Annotated in this window: 22 protein-coding genes; 10 read left to right on the top strand and 12 right to left on the bottom strand. The window is 73.3% G+C overall.

What is annotated here, in order from left to right; all coding sequences use genetic code 11:
• The first annotated feature begins 47 nt into the window (after nucleotides 1-47).
• Both CG747_RS02690 and CG747_RS02695 read left to right on the top strand, forming a co-directional pair.
• Entirely contained in the window at nucleotides 48-2597 is a 2550-nt protein-coding gene (locus tag CG747_RS02690) for a DEAD/DEAH box helicase (RefSeq protein ID WP_100599923.1), read from the top strand.
• 131 nt (nucleotides 2598-2728) lie between these two features.
• On the top strand, nucleotides 2729-3622 hold the full coding sequence (locus CG747_RS02695; RefSeq protein WP_100599924.1) for an alpha/beta fold hydrolase: 894 nt from the start codon (nucleotides 2729-2731) through the stop codon (nucleotides 3620-3622).
• Between the two features lie 102 nt (nucleotides 3623-3724).
• Here the strand turns inward: CG747_RS02695 and CG747_RS02700 are convergent, their stop codons facing one another.
• Nucleotides 3725-4651 carry an NYN domain-containing protein gene (locus CG747_RS02700; RefSeq protein WP_100599925.1) on the bottom strand — a complete coding sequence of 309 codons (927 nt, stop codon included), beginning with the start codon at nucleotides 4649-4651 and terminating at the stop codon, nucleotides 3725-3727.
• Between the two features lie 210 nt (nucleotides 4652-4861).
• Between CG747_RS02700 and CG747_RS47760 the strand changes: the two genes are divergently transcribed.
• On the top strand, nucleotides 4862-5017 hold the full coding sequence (locus tag CG747_RS47760) for a hypothetical protein (RefSeq protein WP_180985352.1): 156 nt from the start codon (nucleotides 4862-4864) through the stop codon (nucleotides 5015-5017).
• Nucleotides 5018-5117: 100 nt separating this feature from the next.
• On the opposite strand, the gene CG747_RS02705 is transcribed toward CG747_RS47760, so the two are convergent.
• The 3 genes from CG747_RS02705 to CG747_RS02715 all read right to left on the bottom strand — a co-directional run bounded on the left by CG747_RS02705 (nucleotide 5118) and on the right by CG747_RS02715 (nucleotide 7565).
• Nucleotides 5118-5723 carry a MarC family protein gene (locus CG747_RS02705; protein WP_100599926.1) on the bottom strand — a complete coding sequence of 202 codons (606 nt, stop codon included), beginning with the start codon at nucleotides 5721-5723 and terminating at the stop codon, nucleotides 5118-5120.
• A gap of 161 nt (nucleotides 5724-5884) precedes the next feature.
• Complete coding sequence (locus tag CG747_RS02710; RefSeq protein WP_100599927.1) at nucleotides 5885-6739, bottom strand: PHP domain-containing protein; 855 nt, start codon at nucleotides 6737-6739, stop codon at nucleotides 5885-5887.
• 187 nt (nucleotides 6740-6926) lie between these two features.
• Nucleotides 6927-7565 (bottom strand): DUF6758 family protein, encoded by a 639-nt coding sequence (locus CG747_RS02715; RefSeq protein ID WP_100599928.1) that lies wholly within the window; start codon nucleotides 7563-7565, stop codon nucleotides 6927-6929.
• A 353-nt stretch (nucleotides 7566-7918) separates the two neighbouring features.
• Between CG747_RS02715 and CG747_RS02720 the strand changes: the two genes are divergently transcribed.
• Nucleotides 7919-9154 (top strand): MFS transporter, encoded by a 1236-nt coding sequence (locus CG747_RS02720; RefSeq protein ID WP_257980190.1) that lies wholly within the window; start codon nucleotides 7919-7921, stop codon nucleotides 9152-9154.
• Nucleotides 9155-9226: 72 nt separating this feature from the next.
• Here the strand turns inward: CG747_RS02720 and CG747_RS02725 are convergent, their stop codons facing one another.
• Complete coding sequence (locus CG747_RS02725) at nucleotides 9227-9811, bottom strand: suppressor of fused domain protein (protein ID WP_100599930.1); 585 nt, start codon at nucleotides 9809-9811, stop codon at nucleotides 9227-9229.
• Between the two features lie 509 nt (nucleotides 9812-10320).
• On the opposite strand from CG747_RS02725, the gene CG747_RS02730 reads away from it, so the two are divergent.
• Both CG747_RS02730 and CG747_RS02735 read left to right on the top strand, forming a co-directional pair.
• Nucleotides 10321-11463, top strand: coding sequence for a magnesium and cobalt transport protein CorA (locus CG747_RS02730; protein WP_100599931.1), 1143 nt, complete (start codon nucleotides 10321-10323; stop codon nucleotides 11461-11463).
• Between the two features lie 90 nt (nucleotides 11464-11553).
• Nucleotides 11554-12141: a hypothetical protein gene (locus tag CG747_RS02735; RefSeq protein WP_100599932.1), complete on the top strand. Its 588-nt coding sequence runs from the start codon at nucleotides 11554-11556 to the stop codon at nucleotides 12139-12141.
• A 24-nt stretch (nucleotides 12142-12165) separates the two neighbouring features.
• Here the strand turns inward: CG747_RS02735 and CG747_RS02740 are convergent, their stop codons facing one another.
• Nucleotides 12166-12951: a hypothetical protein gene (locus CG747_RS02740; RefSeq protein WP_100599933.1), complete on the bottom strand. Its 786-nt coding sequence runs from the start codon at nucleotides 12949-12951 to the stop codon at nucleotides 12166-12168.
• Between the two features lie 227 nt (nucleotides 12952-13178).
• On the opposite strand from CG747_RS02740, the gene CG747_RS02745 reads away from it, so the two are divergent.
• The 3 genes from CG747_RS02745 to CG747_RS02755 are packed head-to-tail and all read left to right on the top strand — an operon-like array spanning nucleotide 13179 to nucleotide 16293.
• Complete coding sequence (locus CG747_RS02745; RefSeq protein ID WP_100599934.1) at nucleotides 13179-14483, top strand: magnesium transporter MgtE N-terminal domain-containing protein; 1305 nt, start codon at nucleotides 13179-13181, stop codon at nucleotides 14481-14483.
• On the top strand, nucleotides 14473-15084 hold the full coding sequence (locus CG747_RS02750; RefSeq protein WP_100599935.1) for a DUF1003 domain-containing protein: 612 nt from the start codon (nucleotides 14473-14475) through the stop codon (nucleotides 15082-15084). The genes CG747_RS02745 and CG747_RS02750 overlap by 11 nt, the downstream gene beginning before the upstream one ends.
• A gap of 42 nt (nucleotides 15085-15126) precedes the next feature.
• Entirely contained in the window at nucleotides 15127-16293 is a 1167-nt protein-coding gene (locus CG747_RS02755) for an Mrp/NBP35 family ATP-binding protein (RefSeq protein ID WP_100599936.1), read from the top strand.
• 138 nt (nucleotides 16294-16431) lie between these two features.
• Here CG747_RS02755 and CG747_RS02760 read toward each other — a convergent pair whose 3' ends face one another.
• The 5 genes from CG747_RS02760 to sigE form a co-directional block, all read right to left on the bottom strand.
• Nucleotides 16432-17079 (bottom strand): hypothetical protein, encoded by a 648-nt coding sequence (locus CG747_RS02760; RefSeq protein WP_100599937.1) that lies wholly within the window; start codon nucleotides 17077-17079, stop codon nucleotides 16432-16434.
• Between the two features lie 117 nt (nucleotides 17080-17196).
• Complete coding sequence (locus CG747_RS02765) at nucleotides 17197-17697, bottom strand: sec-independent translocase (RefSeq protein ID WP_100599938.1); 501 nt, start codon at nucleotides 17695-17697, stop codon at nucleotides 17197-17199.
• Between the two features lie 117 nt (nucleotides 17698-17814).
• Nucleotides 17815-20034, bottom strand: coding sequence for a trypsin-like peptidase domain-containing protein (locus CG747_RS02770; protein ID WP_100599939.1), 2220 nt, complete (start codon nucleotides 20032-20034; stop codon nucleotides 17815-17817).
• Between the two features lie 154 nt (nucleotides 20035-20188).
• Nucleotides 20189-21136 carry an anti-sigma factor gene (locus CG747_RS02775; protein ID WP_100599940.1) on the bottom strand — a complete coding sequence of 316 codons (948 nt, stop codon included), beginning with the start codon at nucleotides 21134-21136 and terminating at the stop codon, nucleotides 20189-20191.
• On the bottom strand, nucleotides 21133-21834 hold the full coding sequence (sigE, locus tag CG747_RS02780) for an RNA polymerase sigma factor SigE (RefSeq protein ID WP_100599941.1): 702 nt from the start codon (nucleotides 21832-21834) through the stop codon (nucleotides 21133-21135). Before sigE ends, CG747_RS02775 begins: the two co-directional genes overlap by 4 nt.
• A 299-nt stretch (nucleotides 21835-22133) precedes the next feature.
• On the opposite strand from sigE, the gene CG747_RS02785 reads away from it, so the two are divergent.
• Nucleotides 22134-22817, top strand: coding sequence for an O-methyltransferase (locus CG747_RS02785; protein ID WP_100599942.1), 684 nt, complete (start codon nucleotides 22134-22136; stop codon nucleotides 22815-22817).
• Between the two features lie 174 nt (nucleotides 22818-22991).
• On the opposite strand, the gene CG747_RS02790 is transcribed toward CG747_RS02785, so the two are convergent.
• Nucleotides 22992-23159, bottom strand: a complete 168-nt coding sequence (locus tag CG747_RS02790; RefSeq protein WP_003985072.1) for a DUF3117 domain-containing protein — start codon at nucleotides 23157-23159, stop codon at nucleotides 22992-22994.
• Between the last annotated feature and the right edge of the window lie 238 nt (nucleotides 23160-23397).

The raw sequence follows: 23397 nt of genomic DNA on the forward strand, positions 1-23397 counted from the left end.
GTGCTAAAGGACCCGCCGAGTATCGGTGGGTCGTTCCACGAAAGCGGATGCCCGGTCGGTGGCCCGATCGGCTCCACCCGACCGCCCTCCCCCGCGGCGCGTACGCGACGTGCGCACAGCAGGAGGGATACCGCTCGCGGCAGGAGTGCCTGAGCGTTGGCAGTGGTCCCGCGCCGTCCGGCCCATCGGGCCGGCGCCGTACGAACCCGTACGACGGTGCGGTACGACCCCCTTCGCCGCCTCTCGCCGCGTCTCACAGAAGAGGCAAGACTCTGTCTACGACGTTCCGAGATCTCGGGATTTTCCCCGAGACCGCCGAGGCCCTGGAAGCCGTCGGCATCGTTTCCCCCTTTCCCATCCAGGAGCTGACGCTCCCCGTCGCCCTCTCCGGCAACGACGTCATCGGCCAAGCCAAGACCGGCACCGGCAAGACGCTCGGCTTCGGCCTGCCGCTGCTGGAGCGGGTCACCGTCCCCGTCGACGTCGAGGCCGGCCGCGCCACGCCCGAGCAGCTGACCGAGGCGCCGCAGGCCCTCGTGGTCGTGCCCACCCGCGAGCTGTGCCAGCAGGTCACCAACGACCTGCTGACCGCCGGCAAGGTGCGCAACGTCCGGGTCCTGGCGATCTACGGCGGCCGGGCGTACGAACCGCAGGTCGAGGCGCTGAAGAAGGGCGTCGACGTGGTCGTCGGCACGCCCGGCCGACTGCTCGACCTGGCGGGCCAGAAGAAGCTCAGCCTGTCGCAGGTGCGCACCCTCGTCCTGGACGAGGCCGACGAGATGCTCGACCTGGGCTTCCTGCCCGACGTCGAGCGGATCATCCAGCTGCTGCCGGCCAAGCGGCAGACCATGCTGTTCTCGGCGACCATGCCCGGCCAGGTCATCTCGCTGGCCCGCCGCTACATGTCGCAGCCCACGCACATCCGCGCCACCGCCCCGGACGACCAGGGCGCGACGGTCGCCAACATCACCCAGCACGTCTACCGGGCGCACTCCATGGACAAGCCGGAGATGGTCGCCCGCATGCTCCAGGCCGAGGGCCGCGGGCTGGCCATGGTGTTCTGCCGCACGAAGCGGACCGCCGCCGACATCGCCGACCAGCTCGCCCGCCGCGGCTTCGCGTCCGGCGCGGTCCACGGCGACCTCGGCCAGGGCGCCCGCGAGCAGGCGCTGCGCGCCTTCCGCAACGGCAAGGTCGACGTTCTGGTCTGCACCGACGTCGCCGCCCGCGGCATCGACGTCGAGGGCGTGACGCACGTCATCAACTACCAGTCGCCCGAGGACGAGAAGACCTACCTGCACCGCATCGGCCGCACCGGCCGGGCGGGCGCCAAGGGCACCGCGGTCACCCTCGTCGACTGGGACGACATCCCGCGCTGGAAGCTGATCAACAAGGCGCTGGACCTGCCGTTCGACGAGCCGGAGGAGACCTACTCCACCTCGCCGCACCTCTACGAGCAGCTCGACATCCCCGAGGGCACCAAGGGCGTGCTGCCGCGCGCCGAGCGCACCCGGGCCGGGCTGGCCGCCGAGGAGCTGGAGGACCTCGGCGAGACCGGCGGCCGCGGGCGCGGCCGGCGGTCCGGGGCGCGGGCCGAGCAGGAGACCCGGGAAGAGCCCCAGCGCACCCGCACGCCGCGCCAGCGCCGCCGCACGCGCGGCGGGGCTGCGCTGGACGAGTCGGCCGCCGCGGGCACGCCGGAGGCGGCGGACACCGCGGTGCGCACCGCCGAGGGCACCGAGGCCGCCGCGGCACCGCGGACGCCCCGGCGCCGGCGCCGCACCCGTGGCGCGGTGGCAGCCGCTGCCACCGAGGCCGCCGTGGCCGAGGTCCGCGAGACCGCGGCCGGTACGGTCGCCGAGGCCGTCACGGTGCCTGCCCCCGCGGCCGGTCCGGACGCCGAGGCGGACCGCGAGCCGGCCGCCAAGCCGCGCCGCCGCCGGACCCGCAGTGCCGCCAAGACGGCAGTGGAGGGCACGGCGTCGACCGCTCCGGTGGAGCCGGTGAGCCAGGCTGCGGAGGCGACCGCTCCGGTCGTGGCCGAGGCCGAGGCCGCCGTGGCGACGGCCGAAGGTGCCGACGCCGCCCCGGAGAAGCCCAAGCGCACCCGCAAGCGGGCCGCGGCCAAGAAGGCGGCGCCCGCCGAGGCCGCGGAAGCCGCCGTGGACGCGGCGGAGGGCACCGCGGTGACCGCCGCCGTCGCGGAGACCGAGGCGCCGGCCAAGCCCAAGCGGACCCGGACCCGGAAGACCGCCGCCGCGCAGCCCGCGGCGGAGGCCGAAGCCGCCGTGGCGACGGCCGAGGGCGCCGACGCCGACGCCGCCCCGGCCAAGCCCAAGCGCACCCGGAAGACGGCCGCGGCCAAGACCACCGCCGCCAAGGCCGCCGCCAAGCCCGCCGCGGCCGAGGCCACCGACGGGGAGGCGCCGGCCAAGCCCAAGCGGACGCGGAAGACCGCCGCCGCCAAGGCCGCCGAGGCCGCCCCCGAGGCCGCTGCCGCGGAGGCGGTGGACGGCGCGGAGGCCAAGCCCAAGCGCACCCGCAAGCGGGCCGCCACCAAGAAGGCGCAGCCCTCGGAGGCACCGGCCGAGAGCTGATCCCGCCCGGCCCGACGGCACCTGACGACCCGGCCCCGCCTCGTGCGGGCGCCGGGTCGCCGGCTTTCCGGGCCCCGGCGGCGCCGGCGTCCGGGGCGGGATTTCCCCGGCCGTCCCGATAGCCTCGGCCCATGAGCAGGCCGCCCACCCTCACACTGCCGCCGTGCGCCCGCGCGTACCGGCTCGACACCGAACGCGGCGCGTTCGCCGCACACGACGCCCGCCCCGACGGCGCCCCGATCGGCACCGCCCTCCTCGTCCCCGGCTTCACCGGCAGCAAGGAGGACTTCATCGCGCTGCTGGCGCCGCTCGCCGCCGCCGGGTTCCGGGCGGTCGCGGTGGACGGCCGCGGACAGCACGAGTCCTTCGGACCGCGCGACCAACAGGCTTACGGACAGCGTGAGTTGGCGCTCGACGTACTGGCCCAGGCGCAGGCCCTGAGGGAGCCCGGCGACGGCCCGCTGCACCTGCTGGGGCACTCCCTCGGCGGGTTGGTCACCCGGGCCGCGGTGCTGCACGACCCGGCGCCGTTCCGTTCGCTGACCGTGCTCAGTTCCGGGCCGGCCGCCATCGACCCGGCCCAGCGGACCCGGGTGCGGATGCTGATCGAGGCGCTCGGCACGATGGGCATGGAGCAGGTGTGGGAGGCGATGCGGGCGCTGGACGCTCCCCCGGCCGACGCCGGGGGCACCTCCGATCCGGCCGCGCACGACGCACTACCGCCGGAGATCGCCTCGTTCCTGCGGCAGCGTTGGCTGAACACCGTCCCCGAGCAACTGATGGCGACCGGGCGGCAGATGCTGACCGAGCCCGACCGGGTCGCCGAACTCGCCCGCACCGGGCTGCCGTTCCACGTCGTCTCGGGGGCCGTCGACTACGCCTGGCCGGTGCCGCTGATGGACGCGATGGCCCGCCGGCTCTCCGCCCGGCGCACGGTCGTCGAGGGCGCCGAGCACTCCCCCAACGCCGAACGCCCGGAAAAGACCGCCGGGGCGCTCGCGGGTTTCTGGAGTGATGTCGCCTGATCCTCGCCGCCGGGGCGCTCGCGGGTTTCTGGAGCGACGTCGGCTGACCCTCGCCGCCGCCGGAGCAGCGCCCTTGGAAGCCGGAAGCCCCCCGAGAAGACCCTAGAAACGCCCCTGGACGTGGTCCCAGAACCCGTCGCGCAGCACCCGCCGCAGATCGGCGTGGCCGCGCAGGGAGTGCTTCAGCAGCGCCTCCGCCGCGGTGAGCAGCTCCTGGTCGACGGCGCCGGGGAGGTACGGATGGCCGGGCAGCAGTTCGGCCATCCAGGCCGGGCCGCGCTCCGACAGCCACTGGGCGGCGACCCGCGCCCCCACGAACCGGACCTCCTCGCGGGTCGGCGCCGGCCCCTCGCCGGCGCCCGGCTCGGGGCACTCGCCGGCCGTCCGCCGGGTGACGTACGGCTTGCAGAAGTCCAGGTCGAAGGTGCGCGCGCTGTCCACCTCCCACATCAGCGGCTCGGCCTGGTTGCGGCCGCCCGGGGCCTCGATGCCCCACAGGTGGACCCGGGCGCCGTAGCCCTGGGCCGCCTCCACGGCGGAGACCAGGTCCTCGTCGCCGCCGATCAGGACCGCGTCGGTGATCGCCCGGTGCCTGGCCAGCGACTCCAGGTCGGTGCGGATCAGCGAGTCGACGCCCTTCTGCTGGTTGTGGGCGTTGAGGTTGCCGAGCCGGACCTTGACGTCGGGCAGCTCGGCGATCCGCTGCTGCTCCTGGGTGTGGATCCGGCGGCGGGCGCCGTCGTACCAGTAGACCCGCAGCAGCCGGCTGTCCGGGAAGATCGTCCGGGCCTTGTCGATGAACGCCTCGATGATCCCCTCGGCGTCCAGCTCGAACGCCTTGCGGTCCTCCGTACCGGCGACCAGCCGCCCGGTGGCGGCGTAGACGTAGCCCGCGTCGGCGAAGACCGCGTGGGTGGACGGGGTGGTGGCGACCTCCGCGAGGACCCGGGTGAGCAGCTCGTTGGTGCGCTCGATGCCGGCGGCGAGCGCCGTGAGGTCGGTGGTGCCCGTGGGCTGGGGGTTGCTCATTGCGGGATCCATTGTCCTGGCGGGCGCTCGACGGGCACAACCACTCCCCTCCCCGCACACGCATTCCTTAGACCATCAAAACTTTTCGTTAGCGTAGGGAATCATTTCAGCTGTAGGCTCGTTGTACCCATACGGAACGCCCGGCAACGAAGCCGGGCAAGTCCTGTCAAAGAGTTCTCCTCAGGAGGATCAGACGAAGGGAGAAGCCGCATGCGCTTCGAGATCATGCGCCTGGACGACGTCGACGGCGCCGCCGTGGACAGCACCGTCGTGGACGCCGCCTCCGTCAACCAGATCGTGCAGCAGGCCGCCGCCATAGGGCAGCGCATCTACATCCGCCCGGCCGACACCGCTGCCGTCTGCTGAGCGCCGACACCGCCGACCCGCGCTCCGACGACATGACGAAGACGCGCGAACGCCCCCGTACGGACACGCCGTACGGGGGCGTCTTCGTATCCGGAGTCGCTCAGGACGCCTGGATCACCTGCGTCACACCGTTGATGATCTGCTGCACGGCGAGCGCGGAGAGCATCATCCCGGCCAGCCGGGTCACCAGCACCACCCCGCCGTCCTTGATCACCCGGATGATCACCAGCGAGAACCGCATCACCAGGTAGAGCACCACGTGGATGGCGGCGATCGCCGTCCAGACCGCGACCTGCGACGCGACGCCGTCGGCGTGCTGCACCGCGAGGATCACCGAGACGATCGCGCCCGGCCCGGCCAGCAGCGGCATGCCCAGCGGCACCAGCGCGACGTTGACGTCCTTGGTCTGGGTCGGCTCCTCGGACTTGCCGGTCAGCAGGTCCAGCGCCACCAGCAGGAGCAGCAGCCCGCCGGCGATCATCAGCGCGGGCGTGGTGATGTGCAGCCGCCCGAGGATCTGCTTGCCGAAGAGCCCGAAGACGGCGATCACGCAGAACGCGACGGTGGCCGCCTGCCAGGCCATCCGGCGCTGCACCTTGGCCGGGCGGCCGGAGGTCAGGGCGAGGAAGATCGGGGTGATGCCCGGGGGGTCCATGATCACAAAAAGGGTGACAAAGAGGGTACTGAAGACGGCGACGTCGAACACGGTGCTGGCCTTGCGGTGGTATGGACGAAGGAAGGGAAGACGCACGGGACCGGACGCGGCACGACCGGGGTACGGCCCGTGGGAAAGAGGGGGGCGCAGGCCCGCCCCACTCGGGGGAGCGTGCGGTACGGCGACCGGCCGGAGGGCCGGTGCCCGCGGACTCAGCCGCCGGCGCCGGGGACCGGGAAGGCGCCGGTGGCCCGGCGCACGATCTCCCCGTAGATCTCGGGATCGGTGGTGCAGTCGCCGAGACCGCAGGTCTTGCGGCTGCCGTGGTAGTCGCTGGAGCCGGTGGTCAGCAGTCCGAGGTCGGCGGCCAGTCCGCGCAGCCGGGCGCGGGTCGGGTCGTCGTGGTCCATGTGGTCGACCTCGATGCCGTCCAGTCCGGCCGCGGCGAGTTCGGCGATCGCGCCCTCCGGGACGCAGCTGCCGCGCTTGACGGCGAGCGGGTGCGCGAAGACCGTGACCCCGCCGGCCGCCTTGACCAGCCGGATCGCGTCGAACGGGTCGAGCTCGTGCTTCTCCACGTAGGCCCGGCCGTCATTGGCCAGCCACTCGGAGGTGAAGGCGTCGGAGACCGAGCCGACCACGCCCAGCTCGACCAGGGCGGTGGCGATGTGCGGCCGCCCCACGGCGCCGTCGCCGGCGATCCGCGCCACCTGCTCCCAGGTGACCGGGACGCCCAGCTCGCGCAGCTTGCCGACCATGGCCCGGGCGCGCGGCACCCGGTCGTCCCGGACCAGCTCCCGCTCGCGGGCGAGCTCCGGCTCGTCAGGGTCGAAGAGGTAGGCGAGCATGTGCAGGCTGACCCCGTCGAGCCGGCAGGACAACTCGGCGCCGGTGACCAGCGTCAGCCCCTCGGGCAGCGCGGCGCGCGCCTCGGCGTACCCGCCGACGGTGTCGTGGTCGGTCAGCGCGACGACGTCCAGACCGGCGGCCGCGGCGTTGCGCACCAGCTCCGCGGGGGTGTCCGTGCCGTCGGAGGCCGTGGAGTGGGTGTGCAGATCGATACGCACGGCACAGGCTCCAGACTGCTGAGGGACGGACACGGCGGTGGACCCGGGGTCCGGGCACCGCACCGCGGGGCACCGTAAGGACTACAGGGCACTTCCACGGACTACAGGAAGGATACCGGGCGCCCGAACATGCGCCCGCCAGGCGGACCCCGCTCCGGACCGAGGAACCGAAGTCGCGGCGCTCTCGTCAGCTGAGAATCCTCGGCGACAGCGCCCCACAGGGCAGCAGATCCACCTCGGCACCGGCCTCCCGCAGATCCGTCAGCACCAGCTCGTCGTACATCAGCAGCCCGGACTGCTCGGGCCAGGCGATCGCCCACAGCCACAGTCCGCGGGCCTCACCCGCGAAGACCGCACGGTCCGCCGGGGCGCCATGGACCTGCCACATCGGGGTCGGGCGGCCGGCGGCCAGCACCTTGGCGTTCGGCGGCTTGCCGACGCTCAGACGGGGCCCGGGGTCGGGACCGTCGATACCGGCGTAGCGGGAACCGAGCCCGACGCCGAGCTCCTCGGCGATCAGCAGGAGTTCACCGGGGCCGCCGAGCGGGCCGGGACCGGAGCAGGCGACCGCCGTCGCCCGGCCGCCGCTGCGGTCGTCGCCGGCGCAGGCCACCCCCGTGAACAGCCAGCCGACCGGCAGCGGCCAGGGCATCCACACCGGCACCTGGGCCCGGTGCACGACAACGCCGAGCGCCTCGACGCTCGGCGGGACGACCGGCTGGAGCGGGTGCACGGTGCCGTGGGCGGCACACTGCCAGCTATCGGAAAAGAGACCGGGCGCCCGTACCCGGCCTCCGCACTTCGGGCAACTGGGTTCGCCCCTCATAACGACCAACGGTCCTCCTGGGCCGCCGTCCCGTCAAGGACGATCACCCGACCGGTGTGCCCCGAATCACGTACCGCACCGCACACTTGACCGCTTCCCGCCGCCGCACCGAACCCCCCGAATATTTAGTTGCAGCTTGCACCTTTCAGGGGTCCGGCCCATTATGTGTAAACAGCAACGATTATCGGCGAACGCACCGGAGCAGGAAGGGGAACCCCGGCATGCACAGCAGTGGCCGCGGCGGCGGCACCCACGACGATCCCTTCGGCGACCCCCTGAGGGCATCGCACGGCGACTCCGCCCGGGGCGGTGGCGGGCGAGAGGCGGGCGGCCCCTCGCTCCTCCGCCAGCCGATGGCGGTCTGGGCCACCGCGGGCGCCTCGGTCGTCGCCTTCATGGGCATCGGCCTGGTCGACCCGATCCTCCCGTCCATCGCCAAGGGCCTGAACGCCTCCACCAGCCAGGTCTCCCTGCTCTTCACCTCCTACTTCCTGATCACCGCCGTCGCGATGCTGGTCACCGGCTTCGTCTCCAGCCGCATCGGCAGCCGCAGAACGCTGCTCACCGGACTGGCCCTGGTGGTGGTCTTCGCCGCGCTGTCCGGCACCTCGTCCTCGGTCGGCGAACTGGTCGGCTTCCGCGCCGGCTGGGGCCTGGGCAACGCACTCTTCGTCTCCACCTCGCTTGCGGTGATCGTGGGCGCGGCGCATCCCATAGGGGCGTCGCACAGCGCTTCCCCCACGGGCGGTGGCGGGCGAGCGGCCGGCGGCGGCGCGGCGGCGATCCTGCTCTACGAGTCGGCGCTCGGGCTCGGCATGGCCTGCGGCCCGCTCCTGGGCGCGGTCCTGGGCGACATGAAGTGGCGCTACCCCTTCTTCGGCACCGCGGTCCTGATGGCCATCGGGTTCCTGGCCATCACCGTCTTCCTCAAGGAGCAGCCCCGGCCGGCCCGCAAGACCTCACTGCTGGACCCGATCCGGGCGCTCGGCCACGGCGGGCTGGCCTCCGCCGCCGCCTCCGCGTTCTTCTACAACTACGCGTTCTTCACGGTGCTGGCGTTCACCCCGTTCGTGCTGAACATGTCCCCGTACAATTCGGGCGGGGTGTTCTTCGCCTGGGGCGTGCTGCTCGCGATCTTCTCGGTGCTCCTCGCGCCCCGGCTCCAGAAGCGCTTCGGCTCGCTGCGGGTGCTGGGCGGCTCGCTGCTGCTGCTCGCCGTCGACCTGGGCGTCCTGGGCTACGGCGGCCACACCATCGCGGTGGTCTGCACCGTCCTCTCCGGCGCCTTCATCGGCCTGAACAACACCGTCTTCACCGAACTGGCGCTGGGCGTCTCGGACACGCCGCGCCCGGTGGCCAGCGCCGGCTACAACTTCGTCCGGTGGTTCGCGGCGGCGGCCGCGCCGTTCCTGGCCCCGAAGATCGCGGAATCGACCGACCCGCACATCCCGTTCGTGGTCGCGGCGCTGGCCGCGGCGGTCGGCGCCGGCATCGTCGCGGTCCGCCGCCGGGCCCTGGCCCTGCCCGCCGAGGAACCGGAACCCCGGCACACGACCGGGGACGGGGTCCCGGCCTTCGCCAACTCGTAGGCACCACCCAGGAACTCACGCCCCGTCCGCAGTGCCGCGCGGGCGGGGCGCCGGGCCGTGCCCGCGGTCCGGTCAGTCCAGCGCGACGCCCGTGCGCAGCGGATCGCGCAGATCGGTCCCGCGCTCCAGCCAGCGCGCCTGGAGCGCCTCGGCGCCGTGCACCCGCTTCCAGGCGGCCTCGTTCGGCGTCATCGGCAGCAGTGGCAGGAATCTCACCGACTCCCTCGGCTCATCCAGTTCCAGGTCCTCGACGAGGCCGCCGGGCGCCCCCACCAGCACCGAGGTGAACGGCGCCCCGGGCCACAGCGGATCCCCCACGTCCAACGACGCCCCGGAGGCCACGACCACACCCTCGACCTGCGGTGACGCGGCGAGGACGGCGAGCGGCCGGAGCACCTTGTCGGTGTCCGCGCGGCCGGCCCGCACGGAGAGCAGGAGCTCGGCCCGCGGGCCGCGGAGGGGGTCGGCGACCACCGCGGTGGGGTCGGCCATCGGCTGGGCGGACATCCCGAGGGTGGCGTAGCGGAGCACGTCCCCGTCCACGAAGCGCAGCACCTCGATGCGGTCGGTGCCGAGGAAGGTGACGGCGGCACGCGCGTCCGGTTCGCCCAGCGCCGTGCGCAACCGGGCCTCGACCAGCTCAAGAACGTCAGACATGGGCCGAGCATAGGTGTCGGCCCCGCACCCGGATGCCTCCCCCCGGGCAGTCGGCGACCAGCGGCTTCGCACTGCGTTTCGTATGGAACGTGCAAAGGCGCGCCTGAGCGCTACGGACGGCTGATAGCCTTGCCGTCTGCTCAGGGAATGACGTCGTCCCCCAACGGGGACCGGCCGGAGGAGGTGGGGCTGCGGTGGATCCGAGTCGACCGTGCAGTACCGGCAGTTCTCCCGTCTTTCTGTTCCCGCAGCGAACCTTCTGATCCGAGAGCTTCCGTACCCAGCCGCAACGCGGCGAAACCTGTGAAGTTCTCCTGCTCCGGACGCAGATGACGGAAGAGCGCCTTCGACTCTTACTTCCGTGATGTCAGCGAACTGCCGTCAGTAGCCCCCGCACCGAGCGCCGCCCGCTTTGCGGACGTACGGCCAACGCCGCCTCGTACGTCCTCGTTCCGGGCCGCGTTGCGCCCCGCGCCACGGCTCTGACGGCCGGCCCGAAGGAGCCTGCCATGTCGATGATCCGCGACCTGCGCGCCGCCGTCCGCCCGGCCCGGCGCCGTGACGATTCCCCGTACCGCACCGAGTCCCCCGCCCCGGCCTGCGCCAACAGTGCCGTCGTCGACTGCGGTGTCTACCGCGACGGCCACCGAATGCCCGGCCACCTCTCCCCGGCCGAGGCGATCGCCGGCGTCCGGGACGAGGGCGGTTTCGTCTGGATCGGCCTGCACGAGCCGACGGAGGCCGAATTCGCCGGTATCGCCCAGGAGTTCGGGCTGCACCCGCTCGCCGTGGAAGACGCCGTCCACGCCCACCAGCGACCCAAGCTGGAGCGGTACGACGACACCCTGTTCACCGTCTTCAAGACCGTGCACTACGTCGAGCACGCCGAGCTGACCTCGACCAGCGAGGTGGTGGAGACCGGCGAGGTGATGTGCTTCACCGGCCCGAACTTCATCGTCACCGTCCGGCACGGCGGCCAGGGCTCGCTGCGCGCCCTGCGGCACCGCCTCCAGGAGGACCAGGAGCGGCTGGCCAAGGGCCCGTCCGCGGTGCTGCACGCCATCGCCGACCAGGTCGTGGACGGCTACATGGCGGTGGCCGGCGCGGTCCAGGACGACATCGACGAGGTGGAGATCGACGTCTTCAGCTCCGGCACCAACGGCAAGGGCGCCGGCGGCAAAGGGGCCGGCGGACCGGGCACGGCCAAGGGCGGCGACGCCGGGCGGATCTACCAACTCAAGCGCGAGGTACTGGAGTTCAAGCGCGCGGTGTCCCCGCTGCTGCGGCCGATGCAGCTGCTGAGCGAGCGCCCGATGCGGCTGGTGGACGCCGACATCCAGAAGTACTTCCGGGACGTCGCCGACCACCTGGCGCGGGTCAACGAGCAGGTGCTGTCCTTCGACGACCTGCTGAACTCCATCCTCCAGGCCAACCTCGCGCAGGCCGCCGTCGCGCAGAACGAGGACATGCGCAAGATCACCGCCTGGGCGGCGATCTTCGCCGTCCCGACGATGATCGCCGGCATCTACGGCATGAACTTCCAGTACATGCCGGAACTGCACTGGAAGTACGGCTACCCGGCGATGATGCTGGTCACGGTCAGCATCTGCCTGGGGATCCACCGCGGCTTCAAGCGCAACGGCTGGCTGTGACCCGGCCCCTCGGGGACGCGCCGGCCGCGCGGAGTCTCACCGCCTGGGCGCCCCCGGGCCCCCACCACCGGGCCGATTAGGCTGAGGGCCATGACGGAGGAGACCGTGTCGCAGGCCCTGCTGGATCAGGCGCTCGTCGAAGAGGCCACGAAGAAGTCCGGCCTGATCTGGGTCCGCGGGGCGACCGGCCCGGCGCGGGCGCTGTGGCACGTCTGGCACGACGGAGCGGCCTGCCTGGTCGGGGACTCGGCCGCCGAGGACCCGGAGCGCGGAGCCGGCGCGCGGCGCACCGGCAGTGGTGAGCAGCCGCTGGCCGCGCTGGGGCTGGTCGACGGCGGCACCGCGACGGTCACCGTCCGCAGCAAGGACAAGGGCGGCCGGCTCGTCGCCTGGCCGGCCGAGGTCCGCGAACTCCCGCCCGGCAGCGAGGAGTGGCAGACCACCGTAGAGGAGCTGAAGGGCAAGCGGCTCAACGCACCGGACGCGGACACCATCGCCGAGCGCTGGGCCCGGGAGTGCCGGGTGCTGCGGCTGACACCGGCCGGCGAGGCGGTGCAGCGCCCCGGCCTGATGCCGGACGACTCGCACGCCGCGCCGCCGGCGGCCTCGCCCGCGATCACCCGCCGGCCGGCCCCCGCCGCGCTGCCCAAGCTGCTGCGCCGGGGCCGCAAGGGCTGACCCGCCCGTCCGGGCCCGCGGCCGTCAGCCGGTGCCGGTCCGCGAGATCTGCTTGCCGTAGTCGACGACCTGGTCCTGGTCGGGGGCCTTGAGGTCCACGGCCTTGCCCCAGTCGGCGAGTTTCAGTTCACCCGCGCCGCCCGCGCGCTGGAGCCGCAGCGGGTACGGCGTGCCCTCCAGGGAGACGTCGAGGGTGCCGCCGGAGCCGGCGCCGGCGGCCACCTGGACGGTGCGGACCCCGCCGACCGTCGTGTGGTTCCCGACCGTCAGCTCGCCGTGCAGGCCGAGCAGTCCGGCGAGCAGGGTGTCCTTGTCAGTGAAGCCGCTGAAGCGCTGGTAGACCGGGTCGGCGGCGGGCACCTTGACGTACTTGTCGCCGAGTTTGGCGGCGGTGGTGTCGGGGCCGGCTCCCGCACCGGCCTTCTCCCCGGCCCAGAAGGCCGCGTCCGCCTTCAGGTAGAGCGCCCCGCCGACCCGCAGCAGCTGGAAGGAGGCGGCCTTGGTGGACAGCTCGCCGCGGGCGCCGTCCTTGGCCAGCCGCATGTCCAGGGTGTAGGTGCTGCCCTGGCTGACGACCTTTCCGGAGAGCCGGACGGTGTCGGTCCTGGCGGCGGCGGCCCGCGCCTTGGCCTCGATCTGCTGGGCGGGCAGCTTGCCGACCCCGTTGGTGCCGGCGTCCGGATCGTCCGCGGCACAGCCCGTCACCGTCGCGGCCAGTGCCGCGCACACCGCCGCCACCAGCGCCGCCCGCCCGGCGCGTCGGGCCTTCGCCGGCGGTCGGCGGGTGGTGTCCGGGGGGATGGCGCTCACGTCGGCTCTGCCTCCTGATGCGGGTGATCTCGACAGCTCACGGCAGCGTACCCGGGGGGCGGCGGCCCGTCGGCCGGATGCCGGACGGCCGCCGGACAGCCACCGGACGGCCGCTTCCACCGGGGCGCGGCCCACCCCGACGGGTTAGCCTGAACCCGAGCCAATGCATTGTTTTCCGGTCAACAGTGGAGCAATAAGGACGGATAAGGAGAAGGGCGGCGCTGTCCATGGCGGTGGTCACTCCCCGGATCTTCGTCTCCCACCTCTCCGGCGTCGCCGTGTTCGACCCGAACGGCGACCAGGTCGGGCGGCTGCGGGACCTGGTCGCGCTGCTGCGGGTCGGTGACCGCCCGCCGCGGCTGCTGGGGCTGGTCGTCGAGGTGGTCAGCCGGCGCCGGATCTTCGTGCCGATGACCCGGGTGACCGGCGTGGAGTCCGGCCAGATCGTCACCACCGGGGTCGTCAACATGCGGCGCTTCGAGCAGCGGGCCTCCGAGACGCTGGTCTTCGGCGAACTGCTGGACCGGCGGGTGCGGCTGGTCGAGACCGGCGAGGAGGTCACCGTGCTCGACATCGGCATCATCCAGCTGCCGGCCCGCCGCGACTGGGAGATCGACAAGGTCTTCGTCCGCCGCGGCAAGGGCGGGGCGCTGCGCCGCAAGGGGGAGACGCTGACGGTCGAGTGGTCGGCGGTGACCGGCTTCTCGCTGGAGGAGCACGGGCAGGGCGCGGAGAACCTGCTCGCCACCTTCGAGCAGCTGCGCCCGGCCGACCTGGCCGGCGTGCTGCACCACCTCTCCCCCAAGCGGCGCGCCGAGGTCGCCGCGGCCCTCGACGACGACCGGCTGGCCGACGTCATGGAGGAGCTGCCGGAGGACGACCAGGTCGAGATCATCGGCAAGCTGAAGGACGAACGGGCCGCCGACGTCCTGGAGGCGATGGACCCGGACGACGCCGCCGACCTGCTCTCCGAGCTGCCCGAGGACGAGAAGGAGCGCCTGCTGACCCTGATGCGCCCGGAGGAGGCGGCGGACGTCCGGCGGCTGATGTCCTACGAGGAGCGCACCGCCGGCGGCCTGATGACCACCGAACCGATCGTGCTGCGCCCGGACGCCACCGTCGCGGACGCGCTGGCCCGGGTGCGCGACCCGGACCTCTCCCCCGCGCTCGCCGCCCAGGTGTACGTCTGCCGGCCGCCGGACGAGACTCCGACCGGCAAGTACCTGGGCCTGGTGCACTTCCAACGGCTGCTGCGGGACCCGCCGTTCACCCTCGTCAGCTTCATCGTGGACAGCGATCTGCCGGCCCTGCGGCCGGACACCCCGCTGCCGGAGGTGACCGGCTACCTGGCCGCGTACAACATGGTCGCGGCGCCGGTGGTGGACGAGGGCGGGGCGCTGCTCGGCGCGGTCACCGTCGACGACGTGCTGGACCACCTGCTGCCGGACGACTGGCGGGAGGCCGGGCTGCACGGCCACACGAACACCGGCGGCACCGTCGGACCGCAGGGGAAGACCGCCGATGGGCGCTGAGGACCGGGAGAACCCCAGGGAACGGCGGATGCACGGCGCCTCGGCGCTGCGCCGCGGCGGCGCCGGCGAGCGGCACCGGGGATCCGAGCCGCGGCCGCGGGTGCGGCTGGACCTGCCGCGCGTGCCGCGCCGGACGTTCTTCCCGGAGTACGACCCGGAGGCGTTCGGGCGGATGTCCGAGAAGATCGCCCGCTTCCTGGGGACCGGCCGCTTCATCGTCTGGATGACGGTCACGATCATCCTGTGGATCGCCTGGAACGTCACCCTGCCCGGCAATCTGCGGTTCGACAACTACCCGTTCATCTTCCTGACCCTGGCCCTCTCGCTCCAGGCGTCGTACGCGGCGCCGCTGATCCTGCTGGCGCAGAACCGCCAGGACAACCGCGACCGGATCACCCACGAGCAGGACCGCAAGCAGAACGAGCGCTCCATCGCCGACACCGAGTACCTGACCCGGGAGATCGCGGCGCTGCGGATGGGCCTGGGCGAGGTCGCCACCCGCGACTGGATCCGCTCCGAACTCGAAGATCTGCTGCGGGACCTGGAACTGCGCCAGACACCCGACGGCGAGCGACCGGAGCGTGACGAACGCGACCGCTGAGAGCCTTTCCGGAGGCGCCCTCGGCCGCCGTACCATCGGGTCATGGCAACAGACACGCCCCAGCCCGACGGCTCCGCACCGAGCGAGGACGCGATCCGCGAAGCGCTCGCGACGGTCAACGACCCCGAGATCCACCGCCCCATCACCGAATTGGGGATGGTCAAATCGGTGGAGATCGCCGCGGACGGTTCGGTGGCGGTCGTGGTGTACCTCACGGTCTCGGGCTGCCCCATGCGGGAGACGATCATCAGCAGCGTCCGCGAGGCCGTCGAGCGGGTCCCCGGCGTCACCCGCGCCGGGGTCGAGCTGGAGGTCATGAGCGACGAGCAGCGGCGGGAGCTGGCGACGGCGCTCCGCGGCGGCACCGCCGAGCGGGAGGTGCCCTTCGCCAAGCCCGGTTCGCTGACCAGGGTCTACGCGGTGGCCTCCGGCAAGGGCGGCGTCGGCAAGTCCTCGGTGACGGTCAACCTCGCCGCCGCGATGGCCGCCGACGGCCTCAAGGTCGGCGTGGTGGACGCGGACATCTACGGGCACTCGGTGCCCCGGATGCTCGGTGCGGACGGGCGTCCCACCCAGGTCGAGAACATGATCATGCCCCCGTCGGCGAACGGCGTGAAGGTCATCTCGATCGGCATGTTCACGCCGGGCAACGCCCCGGTCGTCTGGCGCGGCCCGATGCTGCACCGCGCCCTCCAGCAGTTCCTCGCCGACGTCTACTGGGGCGACCTGGACGTGCTCCTGCTGGACCTGCCCCCGGGCACCGGCGACATCGCCATCTCGGTGGCCCAGCTGGTGCCGAACGCCGAGATCCTGGTGGTCACCACCCCGCAGCAGGCCGCCGCCGAGGTCGCCGAGCGGGCCGGTTCGATCGCCGTGCAGACCCACCAGAAGATCGTCGGCGTGGTCGAGAACATGTCCGGGCTGCCCTGCCCGCACTGCGACGAGATGGTCGACGTCTTCGGCACCGGCGGCGGTGAGCGGGTCGCCGAGGGCCTGACGAAGACCACCGGTACGCAGGTCCCGGTGCTCGGCTCCATCCCGATCGACGTCCGGCTGCGCGAGGGCGGCGACGAGGGCAAGCCGGTGGTGCTGACCGACCCGGACTCCCCCGCCGGTGCGGCGATCCGCGCCATCGCGGGCAAGCTGGGCGGCCGTCAGCGCGGTCTGGCGGGCATGTCGCTGGGGATCACCCCGCGCAACAAGTTCTGACGCGTACGGGCCGGCCCTGGCCTCGTACGCCACCGGAAAGGGCGGATCCATCGCGGTCCGCCCTTTCGCGCACGGCGCGTGCGCCGCCCACAGGGGCGCACGGCCATCCATACACGCCCCCCATATGGCGGCGGGCGCTCAGCGCTCGTAGGCGCCCAGATCCTTGATCACAGTGAAGCCCAGGCCGTAGGCGCTCATCCCGCGCCCGTAGGCGCCCAGGTGGACCCCCTCCGGCCCGCCCTCGCCGGCGGACCCGGCGAGCACCCAGCCGTACTCGGACTCCCGGTAGCAGAACGGCGTCGGCACCCCGTCCACCGGGAGCATCAGCTCGCTCCAGGTCTCCCCGCCGAGGTCGTCGGCCAACTCCCAGGCGAGCATGGTCTGCTGGTCCAACCAGTCCTGGCGCAGCGTCCGGTCCATCTGGGTCGGCCAGGTGTGCGCGAGCAGACCGGATCCGGCGAGCCAGGCGGCGGTCGAGACCGAGGTGGCCTCCAGGACGCCGGTGCCGTCCGCGCTGCGCCGTACGGGGCGGCTGGCGACCGTCACCACCACCGCGAACCGCTCGTCCTCGGGGTTCTCCACCTTGATGGTGGGCTCCACGCCATGACCGGTCGCGCCGTGCTCGACGGTGCCGTCCGCGGCCGAGCCCACCTGCATCAGCCAGCGCGGTCCGGTGAACGCCTCATCGAGGCCGTACCACGGGAACCCGGCCAGCAGATAGCCGTCGACCTTCCGGCCGGTACCGGCGGCCACCTGGTCGGTGGCTGTCCGACTCGTCGTCTCCATCTGCGCGGAGCCTCCTCGTTGCCCTGCGTCGTGGGCGGCCCGCCCCCCTCAGGCGACCTCACCCCGGACACCGGGAGCATAGCCAGTGGGGTCAACACAGCCGGGCATACGAGATTCTCAGGTCGCGTCGGCGTCGAAGGGCGGCGGCTCACGGCGGGACGGGTCCGTGGCCTTGGTGAACATGTCCGGACGGCCGGCGGAAGCGGCCGGGGACTCCTTGGACAGGCTCAGGGGGGCGCCATCGGCGGACGCGGCGGGAGCGGCGGGCGCGGAGTTAGGCGCGGTGGAATCCCGCACCGCCTCGGTGACCTCGGCCATCTCCTTCTTCAGGTCGAAGCCGTCGCGGATCTCCGCGAGATCCCGCAGGCCGTACTCGTCCTTCTCCAGGACGTGCTTGCGGACGAAGTTCCGCGGCTTGAGGTCCTCGAACTCGAAGTCCTTGAACTCCGGGCCGAGCTCGTTGCGGATGTCTTCCTTGGCGTTGTCCGAGAACGCCCGCACCTTGCGGATGAAGCCGGTGACGTCCTGGATGACCTTGGGGAGCTTCTCCGGTCCGAAGATGAGCACCGCGAGGACCACGATCGCAACCAGCTCTAGGGGTCCTATGTCGAAGAACACCTTGCAGCTCCTTGGGGTATCCGCGGCCTTCGGGGGCCTTTGGGCCAAGGCCACCTCTCACGGTACCTGGCCACGGGCGTCGGGCGGGAGTCGCCCGTGCCAACACCGTGAAAACGATCAGTTCCGGGCTGAGGAACCCAGTGTCAACCGGACGGACCGCTCCGCGCCGTCGCGCTGGACCGTCAGCGTGAGCGTGTCGCCCGGCCGGTGGCTGCGCACCTTGATGATCAGCTCCTCGCCGCTGTGCACCGGCGCACCGTCCACCTGGGTGATCACGTCGCCCGGCCGGAGGCCCGCCTTGGCGCCGGGCCCGCCCGGGGTGATCGGCTGCGCGCCGGCCTTGCCGCCCTCGGTGACCCGGGCGCCGTCGCCGGCGTACTCCATCTCCAACGTCACCCCGATCACCGGGTGGGTGGCCCGGCCGGTGTTGATCAGTTCCTCGGCGACCCGCTTGGCCTGGTTGATCGGTATGGCGAAGCCCAGCCCGATGCTGCCGCCCTGCCCGCTGCCGCCGTCCAGTCCGCCGCCGCTGCCGCCGCTGCTGTCGCTGCCGCTGCCGCTGTCGCTGTCGGCCGCCCGGATCGCGCTGTTGATCCCGATCACCCGGGCCTTGCCGTCCACCAGCGGCCCACCCGAATTGCCGGGGTTGATGGGTGCGTCGGTCTGGAGCGCGTCGACGTACGACACGTCGCTGCCGTCGCCCTTCTTGCCGCCCGCCGTGATCGGGCGCTGCTTGGCGCTGATGATCCCGGACGTGACGGTGTTGGCCAGGTCGAAGGGCGCGCCGATCGCCACCACCGGGTCGCCGACCTGTGCCGCGTCCGAGTCGCCGAGGGTGAGCGGGTGCAGCCCGGTGACGCCCTCGACCTGCACCACCGCGAGGTCGTAGCCGCCGTCCCGACCGACGACCTTCGCCCGGGCGGTCTGCCCGCCGCTGAACGTCACCGATATCTCGCCGCCGGCCCCGGCCGATTCGACGACGTGGTTGTTGGTGAGGATGTGGCCCTGCCGGTCGAGCACGAAGCCGGTGCCGGTGCCCTGCTCGGCGTTGCCGCGGACGTGCAGGGTCACCACACCGGGCAGCGCCGCCCGGGCGATCCCGGCGACGCTCTCCGGGCTGCGGCTCCCCTCGCCCCCGGCCACCTGCGGCAACTTGATGTCGTCGATGCCGCCGTACCGCTCGATGTACGCCCCGGCCACCCCACCGGCACCGCCCGCGAGCAACGCCAGCGCCACGGCGGCGAAGACCAGCGCGGGGCGCCGGCCGCGCCGCCGGGGCGCGGGCAGCACGACCGGTCCGGCGGACGGGGGCACGCTCCAGGGGTCGTACTGCCGCCAGGCGGCCGGCGCGGCCGGGGGCGCGGGGCGGGGGCCGCCGTCGCCGGGGTGCGGGACGAAACCGCCCTCGGCGGGCTCGGGGGCGGGCGGCGGCGGTCCGGCGGCGGGCCCGACGGCCGCTTCCGGGGCCGTGGAGTGGCCCACCGGGGCGTCCGGCGCCCCGAAACGACCGGCCGGGGTGTGTGGACCGGCGGGTCGCCGTTCGGCGTCCTGCGGGGCGGCGGGGGCCGCCGGCGCCCCACCGGGTGCCACGGCAGCCGGAGCGGGCGGCAGCACGGTGCCGTGGGCCGGGGTGGCCGTCGGCCGCTGGACGAGCGGGGCGGGCGCCCACGGGCCCGGGCCGCCGTACGGGGGCGTGCTGTACGGGTCCTCGGGGTGCAGCGGCTGCTGCCGGGGCGCGGTGGGGGAACCGGCCGGCGGTTCGGTGCGCGGGTCGGGCCGGGTGCCACCGGTCGCGGCCTCGGCGTCCGGGCCGGGCTGCCGCTGCGCGCCGGCGGCGGGCACCTGACCGAGCGTCATGGTCGCGGCGGGGCGCTCCGGCGCGGCCGGCGCGTCCTCGGCCGGGGGTGCACCGGCGGGCTCCACTGCGGACGCCGGCTCCGCGGGCGCGGCCGGCGCCGCGGCCTCCGGTACGGGCGCCGCCCCGGGTATCTCCACCGGCGCGACGGCCGACTCCCGGGCGGCACCGGCCGGTTGGGCATCGGCGACCGCTCCGGAGTCACCGGCGAAGGCGGCAGTTCGGGGGTCGCCGGCAGCACGGGGGGCTCCGGCGGGCGGAGCCGCACCGGCCGCGGGCCGCGGCGGGCTGACGACCCAGTCGCCGGACTCCTCCGCGCCGGACGCGCCGGACGCACCGGACGCACCGGACGCACCGGACGCGCCGGACGCACCGGCCTCCGGTCCGCCGGCCGCCGTCCGGGCGGGCTGCCCGGGCCCCGGACCCTGCTCCGGGCGGCTCCACCACTTCAGCTTGGGCCCGGCGGCCTTCGCGTCGTCCATGCTCTCCCCAACAATTCGCCCGCGGCCCTGTGCGGGCCGCCACCACCACCTGGGGCCTGTCCGGCGACAGACCCGTGCGGTACGCGCCCCGGGCAGGGGCGCACCGCCCGAGAAGGGATTCAACCAGTTCCGGGCGGGGGCGCGCAGAGCCCGGTCAGTGCGGGCCGGCGGCGGACTGACCGGTGGGTGCCGGTGAGGCGAGCAGCGGCCGCATGGGCTCCAGCGGCGGCAGCGGGGGCGGGGTGCGCCGGATCGGGTCGTTGCCGCTGGTGGCGGCGAGCGGGGCGAAGCGGAACTCCGTCGCCGGGCCGGTGGCGGCTATCAGGGGCGAGAGGCCGAAACGGCCGGGCGCCGGGCTGAAGGCAGGCACCGCGTCCGTCGGCCGGGCACCGCCCGGCACCAGCAGCGACATCGGGCTGGGGGCGGGGGCCCCGGTCGGGTTGCTGGCGGAGGGCCAGGTGTCGGGACGGGGCTCGTGCGTGGCCCAGAACCCCGCGCCGCGGGAGAGCGCGAGGGAACCGGCCGCCGGATCGGCAGCGAGCGGGGTGACGGCGGTGCCGCTGCCCTCGGCGCGGGGACCGGGAGCGTCGACGGCCGCCTCCAACGGGAGGGCGCCACCGAGCGCGAACGCCGCCAACGAGACCGCCCCGGCCGCCGCGAACGCGAACCGGCGCCGCTGCGGCACACCGCGCTCCGGCAGCTGCACCCGGAAACCGCGGGCCCGCGGCTGGGCGGGGACGGCCGTCATGGCGCCGCCGAGGTGGTTCTCCGTCGGGACGTAGCCGAAGGCGCCGTCGCCGCCGGCGAACGCGCCGCGGCCGAAGGCGCCGTTGCCGAGCCGGCTGCCGGGCCCGTCGGAGTCACCGCCGGGCAACTGCTGAAGACGCGCCAGCAGCCCCTCGGACGGGCCGGGGGACAGCGCCTGCGCGAACACGTTTTTCAGCCGACGCTGCGCGTCGGCCTCCGCCTTGCACCTCCCGCACGTCGCGAGGTGCGCCAGCACCCGCTCTCGTGCGTCGTGCCCCAGTTCACCGTCGACCAGGGCTGCGAGGCGGTCGCCGAGATGGTGCTCGGCGGGGGACGGACCGCCACTGCCGCTCACGCGATTCCGACCTCCCTGCTGGGCACCACGGACAGGGTCCGCTGCTGCTGCCGCTGCTCCTGCCGCTCTTCGGCACGGGCCTCGGGGGAGCGGTGCTTGAGCGCCTTGCGCAGGTGCGAGCGGCCCCGGTGGATCCGGCTGCGGACCGTGCCGAGCTTGACGCCGAGGGTCGCGGCGATCTCCTCGTACGACAGGCCCTCGATGTCGCAGAGCACCACGGCGGCACGGAATTCGGGCGCGAGGGTGTCCAGCGCGTGCTGCACGTCCGCGTCGAAGTGGGTGTCGTCGAACTGCTGCTGCGGCGCGGGCTCCCGGCTGGGCAGCTTCTCGGCGGCGTCGTCACCGAGCGCGTCGAAGCGGATGCGCTGGCGGCGGCGGACCATGTCCAGGAAGAGGTTGGTCGTGATGCGGTGCAGCCAGCCCTCGAAGGTGCCGGGGGTGTACGTCGACAGCGAGCGGAAGACGCGGACGAACACCTCCTGCGTGAGGTCCTCGGCGTCGTGCTGATTGCCGGTGAGGCGGTAGGCGAGGCGGTAGACCCGGGCACTGTGCGTGCTGACGATCTCCTCCCAGGTGGGCGGAGTCCACGCCTGCACGTCCGCGTCGGCGGCGAAGGTCGCGGTGGGCGCGTCGGCGATGGGGGCCCCTCCCCTGGCCTTGGAGCTGTGGGAGCGGAAACGGTCAGCGGTGTTGGTCACGGATTTCGGCCCGGAGAACGACCGTCGCAAGCGCCTGCGCACTCTTCGGTCACCCGCCGCAGCCGCACCTCCCCTGGTGGCTCTGGTGGTGTCCAGTAGAGCCCCTACCATATCCACCTCGCCCGTTAGCTCCGGATAAGCAGTTTTGACCAGCATTTGGTGTGGCTTCTCGTCCTGCCGTGGCTCTCGCCCGGCCTCTTGCGCGGTATCCACCGGTGCGTCCCCCCGTCTCTCCCCCTTGCCTCTCCTAACGCCCGGTCCCATCTGCGGGTTCCCGCGCACAGCGGATACAGTCACGGTTGCGTCAACTACGGGGACAGGAGAGGGCCATTACCGGCAACCGGCAGACGAGCTTGGCATTCGCCGAGGCGTACGGCGCCGGGACCATCGACGAAGCCGCCCACGCCGCCCTGCTCTGGTGCCGCGACCGCGCCCGGGAGGTCGGTGTCCGCGCGGTGACCGCCGGCACCGGCGCGGCCCTGCGCATGCTCGCCGCCACCGCGGACGCCAAGGCGGTCGCCGAGATCGGCACCGGCACCGGAGTGTCGGGCATCTACCTCCTGCACGGCATGCGCCCGGACGGCGTGCTGACCACCGTGGACCTCGAACCGGAGCGGCAGGCCTTCGCCAAGCAGGCGTTCCGCGCCGCGGGCTTCGCCGGCAACCGCGCCCGCTTCATCCCCGGCCGGGCCCTGGACGTCCTGCCGCGACTGGCGGACGGCGGCTACGACCTCGTCTTCTGCGACGGCGACCTCCTGGAGTACCTGGAGTACCTCGCTGAATCGTTGCGTCTGCTGCGCCCCGGCGGCCTGGTCTGCTTCCAGGGCGTCTTCGCGGACGGCCGGACGGTCGACTCCGCGGAGCAGCCGGCGGAGGTGCTGCGGGTCCGCGAGCTCCTCCGGACGGTACGGGAGAGCAACGCGCTGGTGCCGGCCCTGCTGCCGGTCGGCGACGGGCTGCTCTGCGCGGTCAAGCGCGGCTGAACCGGCCGCCCCGGCCCGTGCCGGGCCCGGGTCCGCCGGCGGGCGCAGGGGTACGAAACGGCCCCGGCACGTGGCGCGCCTTGTGCTGGCGCGCCGCGTGCCGGGGCCGGGGTTTCCGGCTGGAGGTACTCGGGGTGGAATCCCCGAAAGACCGCAGCGGTTTCTCCGCCCTCGTCAGACGGTGACCTTCTCCAGGGCCTCACCCAGGGCCTTGGCTTCGTCGGGGGTCAGCTCGACGACGAGCCGCCCGCCGCCTTCGAGCGGAACGCGCATGACGATGCCCCGCCCCTCCTTGGTCACCTCGAGCGGGCCGTCGCCCGTCCGCGGCTTCATGGCCGCCATGCTCGTTCCCCTTCCTGAAACCAGCTCATCGCAGCCGGCGGCCTTGATAGGCGCGTGTCACCGGCGTCGAACACATTGCTTCCAGGCCATTATCCCGCATCGAACGACCCGATGACCAACATCAGGGGGGATCCCTTTGGCAACGCGCTCCCGCAAACCCACCCAATTCGGGGAGCGGGCTGCGATACTTCGCCACTCTCCACCATCCGGCACGCCCGCAATCTTTGACGTACGTCAC

The organism is Streptomyces sp. CB02959 (genome assembly GCF_002803155.1).
Lineage (GTDB): Bacteria > Actinomycetota > Actinomycetes > Streptomycetales > Streptomycetaceae > Streptomyces.